Raw genomic sequence first — 23940 nt, forward strand, 5'->3', positions numbered from 1 at the left:
CTGCCATGTCACGATCGCGACGCGCGCCCGCACCGATCATACGCCTCACCCATTGGGCAGGCGCGCTTGCCATGCTCGTCATGATCGGTAGTGGCTGGCAGATCTACAACGCCTCCCCTATCCTGCCTTTCGAATTCCCCGCTGCCATCACTCTTGGAGGCTGGCTTGGCGGCGGCATTGCCTGGCATTTTGCTGCCATGTGGGTGCTGATGGGGGCGGGGCTGGTTTACGTTGTGTATGGCGCCGCAAGCGGGCATTTTCGCAATGACCTGCGCCCCGCAGGACCGCGATCTGTGGTTAGGGATATAGGGCAGGCCGTGCGCCTGAAGCTCTCCCACAAGGCTGGTCACTACAACGCCGTGCAACGTGCGCTCTATACGGGCGTGCTTGTGGTGGCTGTGCTGACGGTCACGACGGGCCTCTCGATCTGGAAACCCGTGCAACTTGGATGGCTGACCTGGTTGTTCGGAGGCTACGACATTGCCCGGTGCATCCATTTTGCCATGATGAGCCTGATTGTAGGCTTTCTTTTGCTCCATGTCGCGCTTGCCCTGATGGTGCCTGCCACCTTGTGGGGCATGGTGTTCGGGCGACGCATGCCAGATAGCGACAAGGAGAGCGCATCATGAGTCCGCCGAAAATCGACCGCGCCGGTGCCGCGCCTGAGTTGCGCAAGCTCGAACGCAGGCTCTTCCTTCGGAACAGTCTTTCGCTTGGTGGGCTTTCCCTGCTGTCAGGCTGCGCACTGGACGATAATGCGTCGGTGGAACACGCCCTCAGCCTGATGTCACGTTTCACCGACCGGATGCAGGCGCTTCTTTTCAGCCGTCAGCGCCTCGCAAGGGGATTTGACCCGTCACGCATCACACATCCCTTTCCATTCAATGCCTATTATGACGAGAGCGACATAAGGCTCGTCGAGACTTCATCCTGGCGGCTGGAGGTGAGCGGGCTTGTTTCAGACAAGAGCCCCTGGTCCGTCGCCCGGTTTCGCACCCTGCCGCAGAAAAGGCAGATCACGCGACATATCTGCGTGGAGGGGTGGAGCGCTATCGGAGATTGGTCGGGGGTTCCGCTCTCTGTATTCCTGCAACATGTCGGGGCCGATCTACGGGCAAGATATGTGAATTTCCGCTGTTTTGATGATTACAGCACGAGTATCGATATGGCGACGGCACTTCATCCGCAAACAATCATGGCGCTGGATTTCGGCGGGAACCCTCTCCCACCCGCCTATGGCGCCCCGATGAAGATCCGCATCCCTACAAAACTCGGCTATAAAAACCCGAAATATCTCGCCTCTATCGAGGTCACGAATCATTTCCCGGGCGGATATTGGGAAGACCAGGGGTATGACTGGTTCGGCGGTTCATAAAAAACCACACAAGCGTGTAACCTGCGGCAAGGCTGAGGCGAAAGAAAAGATATCGGAAGCTGGCGTGTCCATTTTCCGATCCTTTAAACCGATCTAGGAATGTAATCATGTCTTTTCGTACACTCGCTCTCGCCTGTACCCTCTCTTCGACAATGCTGCTGGGAGCCCCTGCCTTCGCTCAGGACACCATGTCACAAGGGACGATGTCGCGGGGCGCTATGGCACATGACAGCATGTCCCACGGTGACATGTCCTCCGACAGCATGAAGAAGCATGCCATGACGAAGGACGAAATGGCGCCCCACGGGATGTCGAAGCAGTCCATGAGCAAGCACGGCAGCATGATGAAGTCAGAGGGTATGGAAAAGAAGAACAAGATGGGCAGTGCGATGAAGCACGACCCGATGGAACATGACGCGATGAGCAATGACTCGAAAGGCGACATGGCAAAGCCGAACTAAGGGCCAGACGCCTGTGGCCAAAAGCCACAGGTCGTCCCTTTGGGGCGTAATCGGGTTCTGGTCCTAGCGAAATGTCAAACAGCGCCGGGGCACGTTAGAAAAAGATGACATCAGAGAGCTTTCGCCTTCGCTGCCGATAAGCTGTATCCCATAGGATAATACGAGTAGCTATCGTGTCAGATGTCCACGCAAGGCATCGTTAAAAACTCGAACCTTGGAGGAGAGGCTCCGATGCGCGGCGTAGACCGCATGTACCTCCACCGTCTCCGCTTCATAATCGGGGAGCAGTCTCACAAGTCGCCCTTGCTCGATTAAAGGGCTTGCCAAGAAGGCAGGCAAACGCCCGACACCTCCCCCGCTCTCTAGGACGACCTGCAGGACGGCGGGCTCCGGGATGACGGATCGAACAGCGACAGGTACGCAATGCTCGCGATCAGAGCGATCCCTGAAACGCCAGATCGACGGTTGATCGGTCCACCCAAGCAACTCGTGATCGGCCAAGTCGTGTGGCGTTTGGGGCCTACCTCTTTCCAAAAGGTAGGCTGGGTTCGAGCAGGGCCATAATTCGATCCTGCCCAGCTTGCTGGCGATTAGGTCGGAGTCGGGCATGGCCCCTATTCGGATTGCCACGTCGACATCCTCCCTCGCCAGATCGACGATCCGGTTCTCGGCCTCAAGATGAACGCGCAGATCAGGGTAGTCTCGCAGAAAATGCGGCAGCATCGGCGCCACCAGCCCGATTGCGAATGTCGTTGCTGCGCTGATCTTCAGAACGCCTCGAGGTTGCCCCGTCACCCCATCGAGGGCCGCGGCAGCCTCATTCAGATCGTCCATGACGCGTCTAGCATGGATCAAGAGTATGCGCCCGGCCTCGGTCAGTCTGAGGGCATGCGCGCCGCGTTCGAACAGCTTCGCCCCAATTTCCCTCTCCAGACGGGATAATGCCCGGCTGAGCGATGATTTAGGCGTTCCCGTGACGCGCGAGGCTGCGCTGAGGCTCATGGTCTCCGCGATGCGCAGAAAGCTGCCGAGATCATCTGAGTTCATGGGCTCGTGTTCCAGATATGGAACAAGACGTCTACGATGACGCACCTGCCCTGTCCAACGGGAACGGCTTATCGTACCTCTGTATTGAGGGGGCCGAGATGTCAAAACCAGTCATTCTGATTACGGGCGCGACCGGACAACAAGGCGGAGCCACGATCCGCGAGATGCAACGTCGAGGGCTTTGGCACATTCGCGCGCTTGTTCGGGATTTGAAGGCGCCAAAAGCAGTCGCTCTGGCAAAACATGGAGTTGAGCTTGTTCTCGGCGATCTAGACGACGATCACTCCCTTCGATTGGCGCTTGATGGGGCTGAGGGCGTTTTATCTGTCCAGTCGCCCATGAAGATCGGTCCAGTCGGCGAAGAGCGACAAGGGAAGACGCTTGCCAGGGTTGCCAAGGAGAGTGGTGTGAGGCACTTCGTGCAATGCTCCGCAGGCGGGGTAGAGCGACGGAGCGGCGTGCCGCATTTCGAGAGCAAATGGGCGATCGAGCAGCACATCTCGTCCCTTGACTTACCCTCTACAATTTTGCGTCCGGCGGCATTCATGGAAAACTTTTCGAGCATGATCTTTCGGATCACCATGCTCTCCATGATGAAGACCTATCTGAGGCGGAATCAGGCCATGCAGCTTGTCTCGGTGCAGGACGTCGCCTGGTTCGCGGCGGAGGCGTTCGAGAAACCTGATCAGTACCTTGGTCGGGTCATGGAGCTTGCAGGCGATAGCGTGACGGCCCGCGCCGCAGCGTCAATTCTGAGGGATGCCGGAATACGTCCTAGCCGCAGCTTTACGATACCCTCTGTCATGCGGAAGCGCTTTCCCGAGGATTTCCGTTTGATGTTCGAGTGGATTGCCCGAGACGGGTTCAAGGCTGATATCCCCGTTCTGCGCCGCGAGCACCCTTCATTGCTCACACTTGAGGACTGGGCGCTGCAACGCGCAAAGTATTGCCGTTAACATCTGTCGTAGTCTGACGATCGGATCGGTCGATGCCGCATAGCGAGAAAGGGAAGCCGATATTTGAAAATTGACAAGCTTCTTTCGGTTTTTGACTCCCGGTTGCCTCTATTACCGGTAGTGCGGCCAGTGGGCGCAAAATATCGAAGACCGAGCTTATCATGCAACCAGGCCCGGAGGAATTTTAAGCGCGCGATCTCCTCAGCGAAACCAGACAGTTTTGGCTATCGGTTTTTTTTTGGAATGGTCGGCCTAGGGTTCAGATCGAGTGCCGCACCACACGTTCGAGAGATAATCCTCTGCATCTATGAAAAGGAAGCATAGTAGTACATGTGACCGGCCTCTCTCTAAGGGCAGCATAGAGAGACCGATTTGTGTGAGTAGTACTCTGACGATGATGATCTACGCTCCTCCTTTGAGCCAGATTGCGGAGACCGTGCTGCTTTTATGGAATGCAACGGCGGAAGTGAGTGGACAGTCGCCTGATTTCTTTGCAGCCCGTATATTTATAAAGAAGATACTCTAGCGAGTTCGTTCTCCAGTTTCAGTCTTCGCGGGGCGCAGCACGTCCGCGCTTGATCCCCGCACGATGGGATTTGCCGTCCATCCGGCGCGCGCGCGCCGCTCGCCCCGGGCGCGTAGGAATCCTGAACGCCTGACGGTGGGCAGCTTCGCGGATCATTGTGGTCAGACGTTCAATTGCGTCCTCGCGATTGCGGATCTGCGTGCGGAAACGCCGGGCCGTAATGACGACCACGCCATCTCGCGTCGCCCGGCTTCCAGCGATTTTCAGCAGTCGTACGCGCACCCGTTCAGGCAAGGACGTGGAACGCGCGGTATCGAAACGTAGCTGTGCTGCGGTCGCAACTTTGTTGACGTTCTGACCGCCGGGCCCGGACGCCAGAATATAGCTGATCTGAAGTTCGTCATCGGCAAGAGACAGGCCGGGGAGAATGGGAATTGCCATGACGCGCCCCATAGCATATCGCACCGCGAAATGCCCGCATGCGCTGTCTCTGAAGCGTTCAGGCGCTTCCCTAAAGAGGTCGATTACCCCGCATCCTCCCCTATGTGCCGGCCGCAGAGCATGCCTCTAACGCTATCGCATTTGGGCGCGATCGAGAGCGAGCGACCCCACTGGCTTCGCCATATACATTTCAAATAAGAAATTTAGGATGCCCTTGGGTAAGTTCATCGTGATCGCGAATACTTTCATCAATTAGGGAACTTTCAGGTGCCCGCTTTGAATCATTGTCCTTTGGTGCGGCTCAAGCATTTCAACAATAAACAAGAAAGCGCACCTCAGAGACTGCTGACTCTCACCGATGTACTCGAAGCCGTACAGCTGCGCCGCCTTCTTTGCGGACGCTTGCGGGCGTGAGCAGGTAGCCGCAGAGCGGACATCGCGTCTGGGTGTATAACATGACAATCATACCCCGATATCCGAAACCGTTGTCCGAGCGACGACCGCGATCATCTCGCGCATCCACCGGTGCAACGGATGCGTGGCGGTGCGATCATGCCAGGCCATGGCGATGGTAAAGCCCGGGACGCGGATCGGCGGCGGCAGGATCTGCAACGCAAGGCCACGTCCCTGCACGATGCGGCGCGGCACGAGGGCGACCATGTCCGAGCGGGCGACCATCTCCGGTACCATCAGAAAGCCTGACGCCGAGAGCATGACGCGTCGGGTATGTCCCAGGGCCGCCAGCGCGACATCGGTCGGTCCTGAGAACCCGCCGCCCTCGGGGGAGACGATGATGTGTTCCAGGCTGCAAAACGTCTCGAGGTCAAGCCAACCCTGCAGGACCGGATGATCGGCCCTGCCGATCGAAACGTAATCTTCATCAAAGAGCGGCTTCATGCGCAAGCCGTCTGGAATGTCTTGCGGTATTGTCAGATACAGGTCTGCAAGGCCCTGTTCGAAAGGACGAATTCCGGCCTCAATGTTGGCGGTACGCCAGGCGATCCGTATCCCAGGCGCTTCCTTCCGCAGACGAAGGACCAAAGGCATCAGCACGGCGTACTGAACATAGTCGCTGGCAACGATCGCGACAGTGCCCTCAGCCGTTGAGGGAACGAACGGGTTTGCGGTGGCCACCACATCGCGCACGCCGTCCAGGGCAGCGCGCAACGGCTGCCGCAGGGCGATGGCGCGGGCGGTCGGCACCATGCCGCGCGGCCCGGGCAGCAACAGTTGATCACCCAGCACGATCCGCAGTCGCGCCAGCCGCGCCGAGAGGGCGGGTTGGCTGAGGTTTAGCCGGCGCGCGGCACGGGTGACGTTTTGCTCGGTCAGCAGCACGTCCAGCGTTGCAAGCAGGTTGAGATCGAGGGATCCGATATCCATTCAGTGGATAGCAACACACAAATCATTCGATTTCAACAATACCTTATATCGGCGCATCATCCTCAGATACAGACCACGTAGGACATCGCCGACATGAGTTGCATCTTGAACGTCCACGCCTATCGCGAGGCCTGCGATGAAATCGATGCCGTCTACGGACACCCGGCGATCGACCGTTCCTTTCCTTTCGCAGAGCTCAACGACGCCGTCCGGCTACAGAAGAGCGGCAGGCACGCCGGCAACGTCGTTGCCGAACTCTGATCAACGTATACAGTGGGAGCATCGGACCATGAACATACTTATCGTTTACGCGCATCCTGAACCCACTTCGCTGACACGGCAGTTGGTCGACGTGACCGCCGAGACGTTGTCGGCAGTGGGACATACCGTGGTTCATTCGGACCTCTACGGCATGAAGTGGAAGGCGGTGTACGACGCCGCCGACTTCCCCATGCGTGACAACCCCGAACGGCTGTCTTTCATCGCGGAATCGGGACACGCTTACGCAAGCGGGCATCAGACGCCCGACGTGATCGCCGAGCAGCAGAAACTGCTCGCGGCTGATGCAGTGATTCTGCAATTCCCGCTGTGGTGGTACGGCGTGCCCGCGATCCTGAAGGGCTGGATAGAGCGGGTCTATGCCTTTGGTTTCGCTTACGGCTATCACAATGGCTCCAACCAGTACCGCTTCGGCGAGGGTATACTCAAGGGCAAGCGAGCGCTGGTTAACGTGCAGGCCGGCGGCCCAGCAGCCGATTACGGCCCGCGGGGCATCAACGGGCCGATCGAGCAACTGCTGTTCCCTTTGACTCATGGCGCGCTTTTCTACCCCGGCATGGAGGTGCTTCCAACGCATGCGGTCTACGGCGCGGGTCGCGTTTCCACGGCGGAAGAAATGCAGGCGATCAAGATAGCTTGGCGTAAGCGTCTTGCCGGGCTGTTCACAGACGCGTCGATTCCTTTCCGGTTACAAAACGGCGGTGACTTCCCCGATCACCACACCATGGCCGACCACGTTGCGCCGGGCCAAACTGGCCTCGCCGCGCACTTTTCCGACCGGGCCGACCCACGAAAAGCGAAGAAGCGCGGGCCGCGCTGCCGAGACGCTAAACCAAATCAGACTTAGACGCTGGCCGCGCTGGCATCAGAAGCCGCCGTTTGATCGCCACTCGCGCGGAATGGCACAATTTCACATGGTGCCGTCGGCTGCGTCCGCCTTCAAGGTAGACATCAAAGTGGTGATGGCGGTTGCCCGAAAGCCGACATTGTCGGACGAACCGCGATAGACAGAGTTTGGGACTTTCTTGCCGTTTCCACGCAACGTGTCGAGCGGCAGGTTTTGTCAATCGCTGACATCCGCACGCATCTGCCCACCTTTCCCCTGTCGTTTCGGGCGTCCTTCGTCATCACCGACGATGCACCCTATGGCCCACGATGGGTGCCCCCTGACGCTTCGGTGAGCATGGCAGGGCTGGATTTGCTGTTCGGCCCAAACCGGATCATAAATACCCTCGGGACACGGCTTGGCAAATAACCTATAAAATGGATGCTAATCGTATGCCGGTCGCGACGTTGGAGGGGACGACCTGTCTAATATCACTGTCGAGAATTTGAATGCCGCGCTTACCGGCAATCCTGAGACTCTCGAAGTTCACCTTGAGCTCGTCGAGCGCGACGCCGTTCTCGATGGACACCAAGTAAAGATTCACTGTCACTGTCTGACAGTCGACGCGAATGGCCGTGTCGATCCGCACCGGCTCGCGGAGTTTATGCGAAACGCAGTGACCAATTACGCCATCCCACGCGCGAAAATGGCTGACGCGAAGGCGCGGGACGAGAGATGGAACAGCGGCGAGGCAATGGCCGCGCTTCACGAGGAAGCGAAACGGTCTTTCACCGATCTTGCCCTCACGGGCGAGGGCGGGGAGATGCTGCTGTTTCTGCTTGCCGAGCGCTTTTTGAAGCTCCCACAAATCCTCTGCAAAATGGACCTGAAAACCGACACCCGCCTGCATTATCATGGCGCAGATGGCGTTTACGCTGGCGTCACAGAAGATAGGGTTTTGAAGCTCTTTTGGGGTGAGTCCAAAGTCTACAAGGATGTCGGAGACGGCATCAAAGAGTGCTTCGCGTCAATCGCGCCTTTCCTGATCGAGCCCGATCATGAGGGCGCGGAGCGAGAAAAGGACCTAATCCTTCTGAGCGACAAAGCCGATCTGTCGGATCCAATCGTCACGACGGCTCTCCGACAATATTTCAACAAGGACTCAAAGCAATCCAAGCGCGTTCGCTACTGCGGCATCGCTCTGATTGGATTTGATGCGGATTACTATCCGACCGACGGCGTGAAGGGCATAGCGGAAGAGATCGCCAAAGCGGCGAAGGCCGAACTGGAACATTTAAAAACCCGTATCGGCAAGCGACTGACAGCCGAGAAGCTTAATCAAATTGAAATCGAGGTGCTGTGCATTCCGTTGCCCTCGGCAGATGGTTTTCGAAAGGCGTTTCTCAAAGCGATGGGGCTTACTGAATGAGCCTCGACCAACTTGCGACATGGCTGATGGACGAGGGGGTTAAAGATGATGTCAAAACCCTCACGCGTTTGGCCGTTCGGACAGAACTCGACCACCTCGCGCCCGAAACTGCGGAGACAGCTCCTATCGATTGGCACCGTCTGCTGTTCGCGGGCAGCATTTTGGCTCGGTCAGCATCTCGGCAGCATCAGGAAGCGGCTTTGCGCATCGCGACTGGAGCCGTGACGATGGCTGACACTCAGCCAGTGAAGGACGCGGGAGCCGTCCTTCTAGGCAAGCTGACAAATTTTCGAGCTGTTGCCCTGGCGAACGACCGCAAGCTGCTCGAAACGGACCTAGAAGGCCGGTTAGGTTTCGGTCTACGGATGGAGGCCCAGCGTCGCAAACTTGATCATTCGGTTCTGATAGAATCTAGCGGCCACTGGCTTCAGGTCAATGATTTTCAGCAACGGTTCTGGGATAGCGCCACGCTGAATAATTGGCTGTCGGCCTCGGCGCCCACAGCATCCGGTAAGACCTTCCTAGTCCTGCAATGGCTGATAAATCATATGCGCTCGGCCGAAACGCGGGTATCGGTCTACCTAGCACCCACGCGCGCGCTTGTTTCCGAGATTGAGACAAATTTGGCTCAGCTTTTGGGCAAGGCGGCAGAGATTGAAGTGTCGTCTCTTCCTCTACCGGAGAAGTATGATGCCGCTCAGTTAGGTGGAAAGAAGCTCATCCTGGTGTTTACGCAGGAGCGCCTGCATCTGTTAGCCAATGTTCTCGGAGAAAACGTCCACGTCGATCTGCTCATCGTCGATGAGGCTCACAAGATCGGGGACAATCAGCGCGGCGTCATTTTGCAGGATGCGATCGAGCGGTTAGAACGCTCGAATGATGATCTCAAAGTGGTCTTCATCAGCCCGGCCACGCAAAATCCCGAGGAGTTATTGGCCGATGCCCCGAGGACAGCGAAAACGGATGCCGTCGATAGCGACGCCCCGACGGTCATTCAGAACCTGATCGTTGCCGAGCAAGTCCCGCGCAAGCCGAAACTCTGGAATCTGTCGATAAGGGAGGGAACGGCATCCCAGCCCGTGGGTGTTTTGGAGCTTGCCAGCTCACCTGGTAACGTCACCAAAAAGCTGGCCTTCATTGCAGCCGCAGTGGGTGAGCGAGGCGGGACGCTGGTTTATGCCAACCGAGCTGGCGATGCCGAAGATATCGCCGACTTGATCGCCCAGCTTGTCCCCGCGATCGACGGGACCGACAAGGAATTGATCGAATTGGCGGACCTGGCGCGGAAGGGTGTTCACCCAAATTTTGCCCTTGCATCGCTCGTTCTGAAGGGCGTTGCTTTCCACTACGGCAACATGCCGTCCTTGATCCGACAGGAAGTAGAACGGCTCTTTAAAAGCGGCAAAATCCGCTTTCTTGTTTGCACCTCTACCCTGATCGAGGGCGTCAATTTGTCCTGCCGGACAATCGTGGTCCGTGGTCCCCGCAAAGGTATGGGAAATCCGATGGAGTCCCATGATTTTTGGAACCTCGCTGGTCGTGCTGGGAGGTGGGGAAACGAGTTTCAGGGTAATATCGTGTGCATCGACCCGGATGACACAACAGCTTGGCCTAATGGCGTGCCTATCCGCTCACGCTATCCGATCAAACGCGAGAGCGACGCTGTTTTGGAGACCGGTGACGGCATGGCTGATTACTTAGAGAGAAGGGTAGATACACCCCTCTTCGAATTGGCCGACGTCGGCCGGTTCGAACAGGTTGGAGCATATCTCCTATCCACCTACCTGCGACTGGGCTCGATTGCGCAGGCGAGCTTCGCAAAGCGTCACAGTCCTAATACCATCGCAAAGATCGACGAGCAACTCGCTGCTTTGGCTGACAAGATCGAGATTGGATCAGGCTTCGCAGAGCGACACCCAGGCGTGAGCGCGCTTGGCCTTCAGTCATTGTTGGAAGCGTTTCGGGCCTACGAAAAGGATGTCGAAAACCTGATACCGGCGCCGGTCGAAAGCCAGGACAGCTACGATCGCTTCGTCACCATCATGCGGAGGATCAACGAGCATCTCTATCCGGCGTTCATGCCGGACAGCCTAATCCCCCTATACGTCGTGATCGTCGTTCAGTGGCTGAAAGGTTTTTCCCTCGCGGCCATGATCAGAGCGAACATCGATTATCACAACAGGCATGGTCGGAAGTTCGTCCTGCCGAAGTTGATCAGACAAACAATGGAACACGTCGAGCAGGTGGCTCGCTTCAAAGCGCCAAAATATCTCTCGGCTTACATGGACATTCTGCATCTACATTTCCGCGAAATCGGTCGTGAAGATTTGATCGATACCGATCTTGATATCGGCACCCAGCTGGAGTTCGGCGTGTCAACGCGCACTCTGCTGTCTCTCATGGAGATGGGCCTATCTCGTATGAGTGCCGTAAGCCTCTACGAAAAGATCGCGCGAGATAACCTTACCAAAGAAGAATGTATGAAGTGGATTCGGGAGCGCGACGACCAGTTCGATACAATGGACATCCCAGCGATCATCGTTCGGGAAATTCGAGAGAAGATACTTGCTATCGATGAAGGCAGTCCGGATACCGTTAGTCCGTAACGAGGGAGGGTAAACATGCCTGCGAAACCTTTCAGCTTGGGTGAGCTACATTTCGCTAGCAAAGGTGATGCGGTAGCCTACCTCAATGCCATGCTGCGCAAGTATGATGTCGGGGACAAAGTGAGCGCGGAAGACTCAAAGATTTTGATTGCAGCGTTGGCTCGCCACCCAGAGGGTGATAAGAAGATCGGCTCCGGCGTCGCTGATTTCAGCGTGAGGACCGCTGATTATGGTACCAAGTGCTTCTGGGTAAATCGGACCGATGGAACCACCGAAAAATTCGCTCATCGCGCCTGCGTTTACGGCAATGTCCGTCCCGGCTAAATCCCGATATTCTGGGTTCAGCATTCCGCTATCGTTGCGGACTGTCGAAAACATGCTGTTCGAGCGCGGCATCGACATCTGTCACGAGAGGGTACGGATGGGTGGACGAGTGTGAATAATCCACGCCTTAAGAGATGCAGATCGTGACACTGACTTCGGCATAGGCGCGGGAAACGTACGTTCGCTTTAGGGAGCGCCCGCAACAGCGCGGAAAGACCGAGAAATTTGCGCGCAGCCGACCGGCAGACACCCAATCCGACGTTCCAGCGGCTGCCCCGGAACGGCGTGACTTGGTCGATAGCCGTCATGAGCGTGAAAGCTGTGAATGGCAGCATTCAGTCATTTCTTCCCGATAACCGACATTCTGCTGTCCCCCCCATAGCTGTCCCCTCGCATCAAACCTAACGCCCCTCGCCACGTTTCCTGTCCCGGAACCGGTCATTACTGTGTCGGTGTCAATCGGACCGACCGATCGATCCGGCCACCCGTCCCGGAACCTGCGTTTCCGGAACACTTTCCCCCGCAGGAAACCGCGCGCCAGATTGTGGTTTTCGAGACGGCCATGATCTGCGCAATTTCATGCAAAGATTTTCCTGATGCGCGCAGTTCGACCGCGTGGCGACGCTGCCTGTCGGTCAGCCGAGCAGGCCGTCCCATCCGTGCCCCGCTACGCCGTGCTGCCTCGAGCCCGGCCCGCGTTCGCTCCCGGATGATCTCCCGCTCGAATTCGGCAAACCCAGCCAGGATGGTCAGAAAGAGCTGCCCGTTTGCCGTGCCGGTCTCGATCCCGACATCGAGAAGCCTCACGCGTACCTGACGTTCCACGAGAGTGCCCACCAGCCCCATGACGTCGAGCATGGTCCGCCCCAGTCGGTCGAGACGTGCTGCCACGAGACTATCGCCCGGCTGCAATTTCGCCAGCAGCCCTGACAGACCCGGTCGTGACGTCGCCGGAACCCCGCCCGAGACCGTGTCGAGCACGATCTCCTGCACCCCTTCCCGCTCAAGTGCCAGAAGCTGCGGATCATGCGTCTGTTCCTCGGTCGAGACGCGCGCATAGCCATACCGTGTCATGAAAACCCCCTCGCTGATTTCGGAACACGGTTTGGAGACGGGACACCCGGCCCGATGCCGTGCCGTCCCGAAACCGACGGATTGTGGACCGGTCATCACAACCGGCCAGGACACGGTCGAGCCACCAGAAAATCAGTCAGGGCAAAGGTTTTGCAAGGTCGGGCTTCCGCTCCCCCATAACCCCATTGTTGCCCTGTCGTGTCTTTTGAGGCGGCTCAGACTGACACCTGTCCCGACCCTGTGTTGGCCTGCGTCACATCACTCTGGGGGAAACCATGAAACGCGTCATCGCCTGCCTCTTGCTGTCTGCGGCCTCAGCGCCGCTCGCTCAAGCCCAGGATATGGAGGCTTTCCGCCGCAACATGGTCAATGCGGCCAATGCGCTTGGTCAGGGGCACGTCACGGAGCCTCCGACCTCTCCTGCGACACAGGATAATGGCGGCGTCGCACTCACGCAGAAGCTCACCTATTCCAGAATGAGCAATGCGCTCGGTCAGGCCTCCATACTCGGATTGTCGCTTGGCATGTCCGCCCCGGAAGCCACCAGTGTTCTGCGCCAATACTGTCAGACAGAACCAAGCCTGCGAACCGAGACGTTGCGCACATCGCATAAGGGCGTGGATATCGAGAGCCAGCCCTATCTGGCATCGCTCGCCTGCCAGCGCGAGAGTGACAGAATCGATGTCACCCTCGCCCCACCGGTCATGGGCGGCGTGGTGACCCGCATCGAGCGCACTGTCTCCTACCCGCCCCTCAATGCACCGGGATACGATGCCCTCAAGGCCGAACTCACCAGGCATTACACGGCGCATCTGCCGCCGCTGTCGGATGGAAGTGCCGCAACCGCGCTTTACGCGCTCAAAAGCGGCAACGTCATCGAGAAAGCGGATGGCACCGGGATTGATCCTTCGCCCTCGTCAGACCCGCGCGCTGCCACCACACAGGCCTGGCTGCGCATCGCTGTCAGCGTCGTCCCGCAAAACCCTTCCGCCGTGCGCAGCCTGAGCATCACGACCGAGGATATCGGTGCCGAACAGGCCATCACAGCCGAGATCATCCGGCAGCTCAATGCAGCCATCGAGGCCAAACTCGCGCATGCCACCGCGAAGGCCGCCCTGTGAGGACAGACCGATGAACCATTCCTCCTCTTCGCCCAGAACCATCAATGCCGATGATGCCAATCGCGGCACAATCATCCGCATTCCCGACACCCAGCCAGGCCTCCTCGTGTCCGACGGAAAACAACATGAGTTTACGCTCTCCGGCATCTGGCAGGGACCGGCAGCCCCGGCCCTGAACCAGAAAGTCAGCTTTATCCTGACACCGGAAGGACGCATCGCGTCCATCCATGTGCTTGGCCGCGATGTGCTGGCCAATGAAACGCTGAGCGCATTCGGTCAGACCTTGCGCAGCAATGGCGGCTCACTGGGAGCCGTGTTGTTGCCCTACCTACGCCAGCAGAGGGACCGCATGACCCTGCCCGGCATGGTCATGTCAGGTGCCTTGCTGCTTGGGTTCTACGCTCTGCCGGGATGGACGCTCGATGCAGGCAATTCCATGCTGGGCATGAGGCTTGATTACACGCTGAACCAGCTGCTCGGTGTACAGACGGGTGGTGCAGGCATCACTGTGACGTTCGGCTTCTGGCGTCTGCTCGGCTGTACCATCGCGCTCCTGCCCTGGGTGACACCGTGGCTCGGTTTTGCCCGGGCGCGTCTGCTCAACATCCTGCCACTGCTCTTGCTGCTGGCCCTGCCTCTGGTCGTGCATGCGCGGCTGCGTCATCTCGCAGCCGAGGCAGCCCAGAGCACAGGTCAGCTGCTCGGCGGTTTTGGCGGTAATGCCGCGATGCAACATGATTTGCAGGCCATGGTACAGAAACAGGCGACCGCGCTGATTGATGCGACCTCATGGAATAGCGGGTACTGGCTTGCGCTTGTCGCCGCCTGCGGTCTGGCAGGTCTCACGCTGGTGCGAAGGCCCCGTCACTGAGGCAACACACCACTCCAGCGTCAGGCTCAGGCTGCGGCGCTGGAGGATTGCCCGGCCTGCTGCGGTCCAGCCTCGCACTGCAGCGCTCGATGCACGGTAGCGCGCCCGACATTCATGACGGACGCGATGTCCCGGATAGACAGACCCTGTGCCGCCAATGCCCTGACATGCTGCGTCTGTGCCAATGTCAGCGCACGGGGCCGTCCGATGCGACGCCCTGCCGCCCGCGCTGCTGCAATCCCCGCCCGGGTACGTTCGCGAATGAGCTCGCGTTCGAACTCCGCTATCGCCATCAGGATAGTGAGGAACAGGCGGCCATTGGCCGTGCCCGTCTCGATGCCCAGAGAGAGAATACGCACTCTGACGTTGCGCTCATCCAGCGCGGAGACGAGCTGCAGCATATCGATTGCATCGCGCCCCAGCCTGTCGAGACGCACCACCACAAGACTGTCGTGAGGCTGGAGCCGGTCCAGCAGCGATGCAAGGACGGGACGCTCTCTGGCAGGCACGGCACCCGACACGGTCTCGACGAAAATCATGTCCAGCTTCTCGGCTTCGAGGGCGGGAAGCTGGGCATCGACACTCTGCATATCGGTCGAGACCCGGGCATATCCATAGCGCGCCATGACTGCGTTCTCCTTCTCGAGACGACAGATAGCGGCGTTCTTATGTCGTAGTCAACGTGTTTGGACTCCAAAACATATTTGGACTCCCTACAATCCTGTTTGGACTCTTTTCGTCACACCCAGCGCACTAAACCACGAAAAAACCACGCCCTTTTTTTCAGAAAACCGTCCGGGTGCTTCCGAAAACGACGCATATGAGGCAGTATCGACATCAATCTCCCTGCCCTATGTTCTGTCCCTATCGCCTATCGCCTGTCTCTCTTCCTCTCCCTCTTCTCTTCCACCCCCTGCCCTTACCTCTACGGAGACCTCCATGACGCTTGTTGCCTCGCAATGCCGTGCCGCCCGCGCCATGCTGGGTCTCTCGCAACGTGACCTCGCCAGGATGGCCGAGATGGCGCATCGCACCGTGGCCGATTTCGAGACCAATGCCCGCACACCCCATATCCGCACCCTGCGGGCCATGCGTGAAACGCTGGAAGCCTGCGGGGCGGTGTTCATCCCGGCCGATGAGCAGTTCGGCCCCGGCGTGAGGCTGAAGGCCGTCGAGGAGCCGAAGACTGCCGTCGATGCGGATGCTGGTACCGCAGAGACTGCATCACAGGAGACCGGGGCAAGCTGAAGGAAAGCTCTCCGGCGACCGGACGCGACAGATAGCAAAGGCGCAGATTTTCCGAGGCCGGAAGGTAGAAATTTCCCCTCATTCTTCATGGGATTTGTCAGAGGCCGCCTGCTCCACCCGGCATCTGTTCTTGTCCTGTTCTATCATGAGGACATGGGTTGGCTCCCCTGAGCCAGCAGTGCTTCGTGGCTACCCGTTGGGTGCACGAAGCAGCTGGCAAGGGGGCTGTCGCCCCCGTTGACCCCCTTGATGGAAAGCGTAACCCATGTCTGCCTCGCCCCTTGTTCCTGTGCCCGTGACGCCTCCTGTTTCCAGCCTGTCCCGCCCTGCCCGCTCGTCCCGCCTGTCGGTTCGTGCCTCGCCTGACGAGCTCGCTGCGTGGGCCGGTACAGCGCGTCTTCTGGGTCATGAGACCACCGCTCTCTGGGTACGATCTTTGCTGCAGGAGGCGTCTCTGACCGGTCATGACGGGATGGCGGTGGGTGCCTCATTGCGCAAGCTGCGGGGCGAGCTCGGGCGCATCGGCAACAACCTCAACCAGCTGGCTCATTATGCAAATTGCGGCGACGCTGTCCGGGCGGGGAATGTTCTGGATGCGCTGGAAAAGACAAAGGACCGCGTCGATGTCCTGCTCAAATCCCTGCGTGTGACAAGGACAAGCAGGACGTCCCGACAGCGGAAGATGGTCGAACCAGAGACAGGGATAGACGCAGGAGCATCCCAGACGCCAGCGACCTCGCCCACAACACTGCACTAAGCCTCCTCATAGTCCGGAGGGGAACGCATGATTGTGCAGGAAACCCGTATCCGGACCAGAAGCGGCCATCAGGCCGTTTCCCGGCACGTGCTAAAGGGCGCGAGGAATGAGGCCATACGCGTTCTGTATGGCAGTGACTGGTGCCTTGCGGACTGGATGAAGGAAGCAAGGCGTGAGGGCATACGCTATGGCCTGCGTCATATCGCCTTCAGCCCTGCCGAGCCCATGAGTGACGAGGCACTCGCGTCTTTTGCCGCCAGGCTGTGCGATGAGCTGCAGGCGGACAGGGAGCGCATGACGCTGGTCGTGCATCAGAAGGATGGCAGCCCCCATGGTCATCTTCTCCTGCCCGAATGGCAGGACGACCATGTGCTGAGCTCGCGCTTCTCCTGGCAGCGTCTGGAGAAATGTGCCCGTCTCGAGGAACTGCGTCTGGGGCATCCACTGGTACCGGGGCGGCATGACCGGGCCATTGCCAGAGCCCTGCGTCAGGAAGGAAAGACGGCAGAAGCGGAGCGTGTTGAGGCGGTCCTGCAGGGGCCAGCATCCGGTGCTGCAAACCTCCCCGCCCCTACCCATGCATCTCCTGACACACCCCTCTCTCCAGCCGCATCCGCATCCAAACGCGGACCCCAGCCCCTTCCACGTGCAGCCTACACCTCGCAATCACGTCGTATAGCCGAGCGACAGGGGCTGGATCTTGCCGAAGCGAAGAAGACCATCGCCTCCTTCTGGGCGCGGTCGGATAATCAGCTGCATCGCTTTCGCGCCCTGCTGAAGATAAGGGGCTGGGTCATGCGCGCTGGAGACCGGCAGGATACCCGCAAGGATGCGCATATCATCGAGACGTCAGACGGCGTTCTTATCGGGTCTTTCACGCGCCTGACGAAAACGCGCATGAAGGATTTCCGCCAGCTTCTGGTGGATGAAGCAACCCGACCGAAATGCGGAGATATCCGGGCAGTAGTCAAACCGCTCCTGGAGCGTGCTGCTCTGGCGACGGCTGCGATGGAAAGTCACGCAGAGCAGAGCGGTCTGCTCCTGCCGCCCTTCGAGGAACTGACGCGTGACCCCGAAGCATTTGCGAGAGCGGCTTCGAAAGCAAGGCCGTCACAGCCTTCGCAAAAACAGCCAAAGATCGTTTCGCTGGATCGTATCGATGAGCTGCCACCGAACTTTGCTCATTACATCCAGCAGTGGAAACGAGAAGCCCGAGCGTGCCGCACGGTACTCAATGCAAGACCGCCTCTGGAGTATGGTCCACGGCACTCTGTCGATGAACAAGGCGCTGCTCTGCTTGCGCAGATTGAAGACACGCGCAGGCACCTCTGGCAGACCGGAAAACAGCTGCAGGAAACACGACAGGAGCGTGACGCTCTGCGTGACAGGGTATTTATCCTTTCAAAGCAGAAACGCCTCTCTCATCTCGACGAGGAAATCGAACGGCTCGCGAAAATGCTGGCCGAGATCCTGCGCTATCTGCTGGAGACCGTGTTCTGGCATCTTGGCCTGCGTGCCACGCCACCCGAGCCGCTTTGCCTGCCTGTGCCGACAGAACGCGAGGAGGCCAATGCGCAGCTGCGGAGAGAGAACCGTGAGCTGCTTCAGCAGATCGTCAGACGGGATACATGCAGGGAATGGCTTGTCACGCTCTGCCGCGAGGCCGACAGGCGCAGGCAGGAGGAGATCGCCGCTTGGAAAGAACGCCATGTCATCCGGTGTGAGGATGCGACGCGGAAACTGGACCTGCTGAAGGCCATCTGGATGCCGCCAGCAAAACTGCCGCGTGAGACACAGGCAGAGATCATGAAATGCAAGCTGACCGGCAATCTTGAAAAGGCCAAATACGTGACACGTGCCGCTTTGAGAAAGTTGGACCAGGCAGAGGCGGAGCGACTGGCAGAGGAGATGAAGAGCGAAAAAACTGCGCCTGTCGCTGAGGTTCCAGCTCCTTGCTCGGTGAAACCATCTTCCGTTTTTGAGCCGTAATGGTCAGATTAGACCAGACCCGAATACGTCACAGGAACAGACTGATCAGCCAGATGATGAGGCCAATGAGACCTAGCAGGGCTGGAACGAGCCAGACGGTCAGACCTCTGCGCGGTCTCTTGGGGCGTTTACGCGCTGGTTCGGGTGGCAATGCCACGCCTGCTTTCTGGTCGAGCCATGCGTCCAGATCAGTCACGCGAAAGCGCACGTCGCGTCTGCCATAGCTGATGGATTTCGGGGCGATACCCATCCACTTGAGATTGCGTAAGCGCCCAGAAGAAATGCCGAGATAGCGCGCAGCATCCTCGTAGTTCAGCACGGCCGGTCGGAGAGGATCAGGTGTATCGGCCATGAGTCCAGCGTTCGGAAACGAAGCCTCTTATTAAGCCGTCAGATGATAAACACGTCAACTGAATGTGGCTGAGCCATGAGCCAACTATGAGCCAAACGGAGGAAGATCAGGGGTGACAAGCAGTGACATGTGGTGATACAAAACGCATGGAAATCAGGGATTTGTCTTCTTACCTTCAGGAACACCAAGGGTTGTTACTGCCCTCTCACGGCGGCAACAGGGGTTCGAATCCCCTATGGGACGCCATTGATAACATTGAGGTTTCTCTGTTATCCACAGGCATAGTAGCGGTCCACATGGACCACTACAACTTAAAGCCCTCCGCAATGGTCTTCAGGTATGACGGGTCGAACTTCCGATAGACGCGACGCAATGTCTGCGGATCAGTGGCCAGCCAGTCTGAGGTCTGATCAATCGGCACGCCGTCCATCGCGAACCATGACGCCAGAGAGTGCTTCAGGTGATGGGGCGTTGGCTTCCATGTCAGCCCTGCCCGTTCGCAAGCTTTGTTGAAAGACCAACGCAGCCCGGTGGGGATCTGCTTGCCGTGCCAGTTCACGACATAGTCCCCATTCCTTTCATCAAACGCTGCCTCCATTTCATCGCGCAGCGCCTTGGTCATTGGCACGGTTGCGCGGCGCTTTCGGGTCAGGGCGCGGCCCGGCTCCTGGAAGTCGATCATGTTGGTGGTCCAGTGGACCCGGTCCCAGGTGAGCGCCAGAATCGAGCCCTTGCGTGCACCGGTGTAGATGGCCAAGGCCATGAACAGCCGAACATGCGGGGTCTGCGCAGCGTCGATCAAGCGTCGGGCTTCTTCCTTGGTCAGGAATCGGTCGCGCGGGGCGCTATCACGTGGCGGCTCGATCTCAGGCGGTCGGACGAGATAGCCGTCCTTCCACGCTCGGCGCAGCGCCGCCCGCAGAACGTTAAACTCACGGCGCAGTGTTCCGGGTGAGATCGGGACATTTGCCTCTCCACGTTTCTTGAAACGGCTTGCGGCGAATGCGTCCCAACGCTTCTGGTCGATCTGGTCAATGCGGAGATGGCCCAATGCCTCTTCGAGCGGCACGGTGGCTTCTTCAAGACGCTTCAGCGCCGATACCTTCCCCCTTCGGCTTTCGACATATCGTGATAAACACTCAGACACAGCCATCTTGAGGGGCGCCTTCTCCAGCGCTCCCTCGAAGTCTGCTAGCGCTTGGCGAGCGCGTTTCTCGTCCTCTGTGCCAGTCGAAAGTCGTTTTCTCTGTCCTTCTTCCCACCAGACGATCGCCCATTTGCCGCGACGTAATTCCAAGTGGGGCTTATCATTTCTGATGCGGGGCAATGGTAGGTGTCCATGTAGGCTTGAAGGTCAGTTGTTGAGACGCGGTATCCGCCCGGCCTGCGATAGGCTGCGAGCTTCCCAGCCCTGATGGCCCGGCGTACCGTCTCAGGACAAACGTCTATTTGAGAGGCTGCTTTCTTGACGGTAAGCAGCCGAGGCATTCCCTCACCCATCTGCCCTCTCCTTCCGATGCTCCACAAAGTCGGCATAGATCGCCGCCATGACCTCAGGCGGGGCCTTGAGTGCGGCCATGACGCTCAGAACCGTGTTGATCGTGCTGTTCTGGCCCTTGATCAGAAAGCCGAGCGTACTCGTGGAAATTCTGGCCTCGACGGCCACGCTCTCCTGAGACCGGCCTTGTGCGACGATCATCCGCCGTACCCGCTCGCCCAGGAGGCGGTTAAAGGGGGTGGGGTCAGTCATGGGCGGCTTCCTCGATCATCACCCCGGCGAGATATCCGCCAAGCCTTTCGAATTCGGACCGAGGAAAACTGACCTCTCCACCCCAATCATTGATGATGGTGATCTCGTCTTTGGCAATATCGGCCACGCCATAGAGCGCCCCGAGATGAACGGATATCTCAGGGTCGTGCTTCGCGAACCCAACGATAGCGTTTTTGGTGGCCTGCGCCTTCTCCCATTCACCCATGCTCGCCTCCCGCGCGGATGGCTGAGCGCAACGCTTCGAGAGCGTATTCACAGTGCAAAGTGACCTCACTGTGGATGATATCGCCGCGTTCACCGTCACTCATCTGGAGAGAGACAAATTTGCCGTTGCGGGCATTGTATCCGCCGCGCTTTCCGTCTTTCACTCGCTCAAGAGCGTATGCGGCTTCCTTCAAGACCCCCTCCAACTCCTTCACCCGATCCTCAAGCGTGGCGACGTTGGCGGGGCGGAGGTAGAGGGGGCGGACTTTTGTGCCTCGTTCAATGAACCATTCAGGCGATCTGGTATCATGCCAATCGCCACGCGCGTATTCATATTGCCATCCGTCCGGCTCCGCCCCCTCCGCATCCTTCCGGCGCTGCTCGGCCTCTCGGTCAGCCTTGAAACGCGGGACGACATAAGCCGCATAGGTGACAAATTCATCGTCGCTTCTGCCCTTGTTCGTACTTCCGGCGAGAATGTTCGTCTCCTCCGCAAGCACCTCGGCTTCTGCTCTGGACCCGCATGGATGCACATCATCAGGCCCGAGAATATGCACTGACCATTCGATCAATCCCGGCTTGTCGAGATTTGCCGAGATCAATTCGCGCTTCTCTTCGTCCTTCTGGCGCTGCTCTGCCGCACCTCGGGCTTCGGCTTCGAGGATGTGAGCGGTCGCAACTTCCTCGTGAGAGCAGCTTGCGCACAGTTCGCGCACCTGATCCGCCCGCGTCCGAAACTCCGCGCTCTCCGGCTTCTGTTCGTGCTGGGTCACTGTGTAATCTCCGCCGTCTCTCGTTCTTCACAAAATATGCCGCACTCCGGCATTTGGATCGCTTTCAAAGGTCCGCCCATTACGTCAGGGGATAATTCGTCCAAGAAGATCCGCTCTTTCCTCACCTCGACCAACCGGGCACCAATCCGGCGTGACTGCTCGCACCGGGCATGGAACACATCAGGCGCAACCTGTCGTATGAGGTTCCAGTATGTCGGGCTGGTCGCTTTGACACACCCAATGCAATTCGCATTTGGCAGTCCCAGCGCGTAGGCCTCAGGTAAACGAATTCCCGCATCAACAAGGATCTGGGCGCATCGCTCCTTGGTAAATCCTGCGTCAATCAATACAGGCAGGACATTCGCCCGCTCTGTAATGGTGAAATTGCGATGCCTGCGGCTTTCTCCCGCATGGAAACCCAGAACATGCCAGTCACAGGGGTTTTCAGCTTCCCATTTTTGGCGGGCCTCTTTCTTGAGGAGCGCGGTGCAAGGCGCTCCCCTTACCCCGGCCATATATCGTTTCTTCTCCCAGACAGCGGCGGCGCTCGCCATAGGCCATTTGGGGTGTGTAACCGTCTCGATCTTCCGCCCGATCCATTCTTCCACATCAGCCAAAAAGCGGCGGTTGTCCCACCCTTCTTCCATGACTGGATTATTCAGAACCCTGACGGAATTACGCGCGCCGTAAAGGCGGATCGTTTCGCGAGCGGCCACGGCACTTGCTGCCCCGCATGAAAACCACACCGCTATTTTTTGACCGACGATCTCCTTCTTCTGTTCGAGGGTCATCCCCGTCTCTCCCCTGCGCTCCGGCCCTTCATGGCCTCCTGCGCTTGTCCCTGCGCTGCTATCCGGGCGCGAATTGCATCCTGTGCCGCCTGCTCTCTCATCAGGCGGTCCGCTATTTCCTCGTCGCCGGGTTGGGTCATGCGGGTACCTGTTCGAGCATTTCGAAATAGATCCGCTTGCAGGCGCGAACATCGACCAGCGCGTCATGAGCGCCGTCCAGTTCTTCGCCATAGAAATGGCGGATGCATTCGGCCAGGCTCGGCGCTTTGGGCTTGTCGCCATACCCTGCAGCAATCATTCGCTCGGTCGGGGGCAGGTTCACGATCGGTGAGGCGTTCATCATCGTGCAGGCCTGCCGCTCGGGCAGCTTCCAACCACGCCCAGCGCGCGCGAACATCGTGCCGACAATCTGCCGGTCAAACTTGATGTTGTGCGCTACGATCGTATCGGCAGCGCAGCACAGATCATACATCGCCCCGGCTGCGACCACTTCGCGGATACCGTATCGGCTCGCCTTCTCTGTCGTGATGCCGTGCACCCTGGCTGCGCCTTCAGGGATCACCCATCCGTCAGGCTTGATGATGACGCTCAACTGCGCCTGCTCTTCGCCTCGCTCATCCGTCAGGATGGCCGCAAGCTGAACGACATGCGGCTGGTCCTCGTGGTTGGTGGGGAGGCCATAGTTCGGCAGCCCCGTGGTTTCGGTGTCGAAGAAGAGGATACTCACGCTGCTGATCCTTCCAATTCGCGGGTTTCCTCGAGTACAACTCCATCGTCATCATGCTCGAGCGCGTCGAGCTTGGAAGGCGCTTCCGCCTCAACCCGGATCGTCGGCGCAGCGACATCCTGTGCATCGTTCTCGTCGTCCCGGCGCATAAGGTCCTCGGCCTCGGTATCCATCGGCAACCACTTGGAGAGACGACGAAACACTGTCTTGCGGGCCATCTCGTCCCACCACTGAACCCAAGGCCCGCTCTTGCCGGCGCGGCTGACTGCGCGAACCTTTTCGATCGCGGCTACATCCATGACCTCGAACTGCGGGTCACTGCCGTCTTTGAACTTGGCTACAGCATAGGCGCCGATTGCCTTTCCGCGATCGCCGGGAAAAAGCGGACGGTGCTCGATGCTCGCATCTATGCCCTGGTGCCAGATGAAGTGATCGTTCTCGTAGATGACATGTGCCTGAATGCTTGCGATCTCACCGCTGTTGCGGATGCGCTTCTGAATACCGGCCAGCATCGGCATATACTGGACCTGCTGCCCAAACATCACGAGCGCGGATTCGCGCCCATATGGGATCAGCCCGTCAGCCGCACACTTCAGGCACGATGCGAGC

The 23940-nt window shown here is 58.6% G+C and carries 28 protein-coding genes and 1 tRNA gene; 15 read left to right on the forward strand and 14 right to left on the reverse strand.

Annotated features, from left to right (window positions below; all coding sequences use genetic code 11):
• Positions 1-5 precede the first annotated feature (5 nt).
• The 3 genes from C0V97_RS10015 to C0V97_RS10025 all read left to right on the forward strand — a co-directional run bounded on the left by C0V97_RS10015 (position 6) and on the right by C0V97_RS10025 (position 1836).
• Positions 6-629: a cytochrome b/b6 domain-containing protein gene (locus C0V97_RS10015; RefSeq protein WP_127102464.1), complete on the forward strand. Its 624-nt coding sequence runs from the start codon at positions 6-8 to the stop codon at positions 627-629.
• Complete coding sequence (locus C0V97_RS10020) at positions 626-1375, forward strand: molybdopterin-dependent oxidoreductase (RefSeq protein WP_127102465.1); 750 nt, start codon at positions 626-628, stop codon at positions 1373-1375. The genes C0V97_RS10015 and C0V97_RS10020 overlap by 4 nt, the downstream gene beginning before the upstream one ends.
• Positions 1376-1482: 107 nt before the next feature.
• The gene (locus tag C0V97_RS10025) at positions 1483-1836 is read left to right on the forward strand and encodes a pentapeptide MXKDX repeat protein (protein WP_127102466.1); all 354 of its coding nucleotides are present in this window, start codon (positions 1483-1485) and stop codon (positions 1834-1836) included.
• A 168-nt stretch (positions 1837-2004) separates the two neighbouring features.
• Here the strand turns inward: C0V97_RS10025 and C0V97_RS10030 are convergent, their stop codons facing one another.
• On the reverse strand, positions 2005-2883 hold the full coding sequence (locus tag C0V97_RS10030) for a LysR family transcriptional regulator (RefSeq protein ID WP_127102467.1): 879 nt from the start codon (positions 2881-2883) through the stop codon (positions 2005-2007).
• Positions 2884-2900: 17 nt separating this feature from the next.
• Between C0V97_RS10030 and C0V97_RS10035 the strand changes: the two genes are divergently transcribed.
• Positions 2901-3839, forward strand: coding sequence for an NmrA/HSCARG family protein (locus tag C0V97_RS10035; RefSeq protein WP_233582092.1), 939 nt, complete (start codon positions 2901-2903; stop codon positions 3837-3839).
• 544 nt (positions 3840-4383) lie between these two features.
• On the opposite strand, the gene arfB is transcribed toward C0V97_RS10035, so the two are convergent.
• A complete protein-coding gene (gene arfB, locus C0V97_RS10040; RefSeq protein ID WP_127102468.1) occupies positions 4384-4806 on the reverse strand; it encodes an alternative ribosome rescue aminoacyl-tRNA hydrolase ArfB in 423 nt (140 codons plus the stop codon).
• Between the two features lie 462 nt (positions 4807-5268).
• On the reverse strand, positions 5269-6189 hold the full coding sequence (locus C0V97_RS10045; RefSeq protein ID WP_127102469.1) for a LysR family transcriptional regulator: 921 nt from the start codon (positions 6187-6189) through the stop codon (positions 5269-5271).
• 105 nt (positions 6190-6294) lie between these two features.
• Here C0V97_RS10045 and C0V97_RS10050 point away from each other — a divergent pair, with 105 nt between their 5' ends.
• The 5 genes from C0V97_RS10050 to C0V97_RS10070 all read left to right on the forward strand — a co-directional run bounded on the left by C0V97_RS10050 (position 6295) and on the right by C0V97_RS10070 (position 11653).
• Positions 6295-6450 (forward strand): zinc-binding dehydrogenase, encoded by a 156-nt coding sequence (locus C0V97_RS10050; RefSeq protein ID WP_199751807.1) that lies wholly within the window; start codon positions 6295-6297, stop codon positions 6448-6450.
• 28 nt (positions 6451-6478) lie between these two features.
• Complete coding sequence (locus C0V97_RS10055; protein WP_127102471.1) at positions 6479-7315, forward strand: NAD(P)H-dependent oxidoreductase; 837 nt, start codon at positions 6479-6481, stop codon at positions 7313-7315.
• A gap of 484 nt (positions 7316-7799) precedes the next feature.
• Positions 7800-8723, forward strand: a complete 924-nt coding sequence (locus tag C0V97_RS10060; RefSeq protein ID WP_233582093.1) for a DUF1837 domain-containing protein — start codon at positions 7800-7802, stop codon at positions 8721-8723.
• The gene (locus tag C0V97_RS10065) at positions 8720-11329 is read left to right on the forward strand and encodes a DEAD/DEAH box helicase (protein WP_127102473.1); all 2610 of its coding nucleotides are present in this window, start codon (positions 8720-8722) and stop codon (positions 11327-11329) included. The genes C0V97_RS10060 and C0V97_RS10065 overlap by 4 nt, the downstream gene beginning before the upstream one ends.
• 15 nt (positions 11330-11344) lie before the next feature.
• On the forward strand, positions 11345-11653 hold the full coding sequence (locus C0V97_RS10070; RefSeq protein WP_127102474.1) for a DCL family protein: 309 nt from the start codon (positions 11345-11347) through the stop codon (positions 11651-11653).
• Between the two features lie 441 nt (positions 11654-12094).
• On the opposite strand, the gene C0V97_RS10075 is transcribed toward C0V97_RS10070, so the two are convergent.
• Entirely contained in the window at positions 12095-12727 is a 633-nt protein-coding gene (locus tag C0V97_RS10075) for a recombinase family protein (RefSeq protein ID WP_127102475.1), read from the reverse strand.
• Positions 12728-13002: 275 nt separating this feature from the next.
• Here C0V97_RS10075 and C0V97_RS10080 point away from each other — a divergent pair, with 275 nt between their 5' ends.
• A complete protein-coding gene (locus tag C0V97_RS10080) occupies positions 13003-13848 on the forward strand; it encodes a hypothetical protein (RefSeq protein WP_127102476.1) in 846 nt (281 codons plus the stop codon).
• A gap of 10 nt (positions 13849-13858) precedes the next feature.
• Complete coding sequence (locus tag C0V97_RS10085; RefSeq protein ID WP_127102477.1) at positions 13859-14719, forward strand: hypothetical protein; 861 nt, start codon at positions 13859-13861, stop codon at positions 14717-14719.
• Between the two features lie 26 nt (positions 14720-14745).
• On the opposite strand, the gene C0V97_RS10090 is transcribed toward C0V97_RS10085, so the two are convergent.
• Positions 14746-15345 (reverse strand): recombinase family protein, encoded by a 600-nt coding sequence (locus C0V97_RS10090; RefSeq protein ID WP_127102478.1) that lies wholly within the window; start codon positions 15343-15345, stop codon positions 14746-14748.
• Positions 15346-15658: 313 nt separating this feature from the next.
• Between C0V97_RS10090 and C0V97_RS10095 the strand changes: the two genes are divergently transcribed.
• The 3 genes from C0V97_RS10095 to C0V97_RS18675 all read left to right on the forward strand — a co-directional run bounded on the left by C0V97_RS10095 (position 15659) and on the right by C0V97_RS18675 (position 18713).
• Positions 15659-15967: a helix-turn-helix transcriptional regulator gene (locus C0V97_RS10095; RefSeq protein ID WP_127102479.1), complete on the forward strand. Its 309-nt coding sequence runs from the start codon at positions 15659-15661 to the stop codon at positions 15965-15967.
• Between the two features lie 265 nt (positions 15968-16232).
• Positions 16233-16724: a MobC family plasmid mobilization relaxosome protein gene (locus C0V97_RS10100; RefSeq protein WP_127102480.1), complete on the forward strand. Its 492-nt coding sequence runs from the start codon at positions 16233-16235 to the stop codon at positions 16722-16724.
• Positions 16725-16751: 27 nt separating this feature from the next.
• Positions 16752-18713, forward strand: coding sequence for a hypothetical protein (locus C0V97_RS18675; protein WP_233582094.1), 1962 nt, complete (start codon positions 16752-16754; stop codon positions 18711-18713).
• 28 nt (positions 18714-18741) lie between these two features.
• Here the strand turns inward: C0V97_RS18675 and C0V97_RS10110 are convergent, their stop codons facing one another.
• Entirely contained in the window at positions 18742-19065 is a 324-nt protein-coding gene (locus C0V97_RS10110) for an AlpA family transcriptional regulator (protein ID WP_127102481.1), read from the reverse strand.
• 163 nt (positions 19066-19228) lie between these two features.
• On the opposite strand from C0V97_RS10110, the gene C0V97_RS18355 reads away from it, so the two are divergent.
• Positions 19229-19311, forward strand: a tRNA-Ser gene (locus C0V97_RS18355).
• A 58-nt stretch (positions 19312-19369) separates the two neighbouring features.
• Here the strand turns inward: C0V97_RS18355 and C0V97_RS10115 are convergent.
• The 8 genes from C0V97_RS10115 to C0V97_RS10150 form a co-directional block, all read right to left on the reverse strand.
• Positions 19370-20218, reverse strand: a complete 849-nt coding sequence (locus tag C0V97_RS10115; protein WP_127102482.1) for a site-specific integrase — start codon at positions 20216-20218, stop codon at positions 19370-19372.
• Between the two features lie 38 nt (positions 20219-20256).
• Positions 20257-20601 (reverse strand): helix-turn-helix domain-containing protein, encoded by a 345-nt coding sequence (locus tag C0V97_RS18930; protein WP_127102483.1) that lies wholly within the window; start codon positions 20599-20601, stop codon positions 20257-20259.
• On the reverse strand, positions 20558-20815 hold the full coding sequence (locus C0V97_RS10125) for a helix-turn-helix transcriptional regulator (RefSeq protein ID WP_127102484.1): 258 nt from the start codon (positions 20813-20815) through the stop codon (positions 20558-20560). The genes C0V97_RS18930 and C0V97_RS10125 overlap by 44 nt, the downstream gene beginning before the upstream one ends.
• A complete protein-coding gene (locus tag C0V97_RS10130) occupies positions 20808-21041 on the reverse strand; it encodes a hypothetical protein (protein ID WP_127102485.1) in 234 nt (77 codons plus the stop codon). The genes C0V97_RS10125 and C0V97_RS10130 overlap by 8 nt, the downstream gene beginning before the upstream one ends.
• Positions 21034-21813: a hypothetical protein gene (locus tag C0V97_RS10135; protein WP_127102486.1), complete on the reverse strand. Its 780-nt coding sequence runs from the start codon at positions 21811-21813 to the stop codon at positions 21034-21036. The genes C0V97_RS10130 and C0V97_RS10135 overlap by 8 nt, the downstream gene beginning before the upstream one ends.
• Positions 21810-22604, reverse strand: a complete 795-nt coding sequence (locus tag C0V97_RS10140; RefSeq protein ID WP_127102487.1) for a hypothetical protein — start codon at positions 22602-22604, stop codon at positions 21810-21812. Before C0V97_RS10140 ends, C0V97_RS10135 begins: the two co-directional genes overlap by 4 nt.
• A 136-nt stretch (positions 22605-22740) precedes the next feature.
• Complete coding sequence (locus tag C0V97_RS10145; RefSeq protein WP_233582095.1) at positions 22741-23331, reverse strand: 3'-5' exonuclease; 591 nt, start codon at positions 23329-23331, stop codon at positions 22741-22743.
• A partial coding sequence (locus C0V97_RS10150; RefSeq protein ID WP_199751811.1) for a recombinase RecT occupies positions 23328-23940 on the reverse strand: 613 nt, incomplete at its 5' end. The genes C0V97_RS10145 and C0V97_RS10150, both read right to left, overlap by 4 nt.

Source organism: Asaia sp. W19 (assembly GCF_003994335.1).
GTDB lineage: Bacteria > Pseudomonadota > Alphaproteobacteria > Acetobacterales > Acetobacteraceae > Asaia.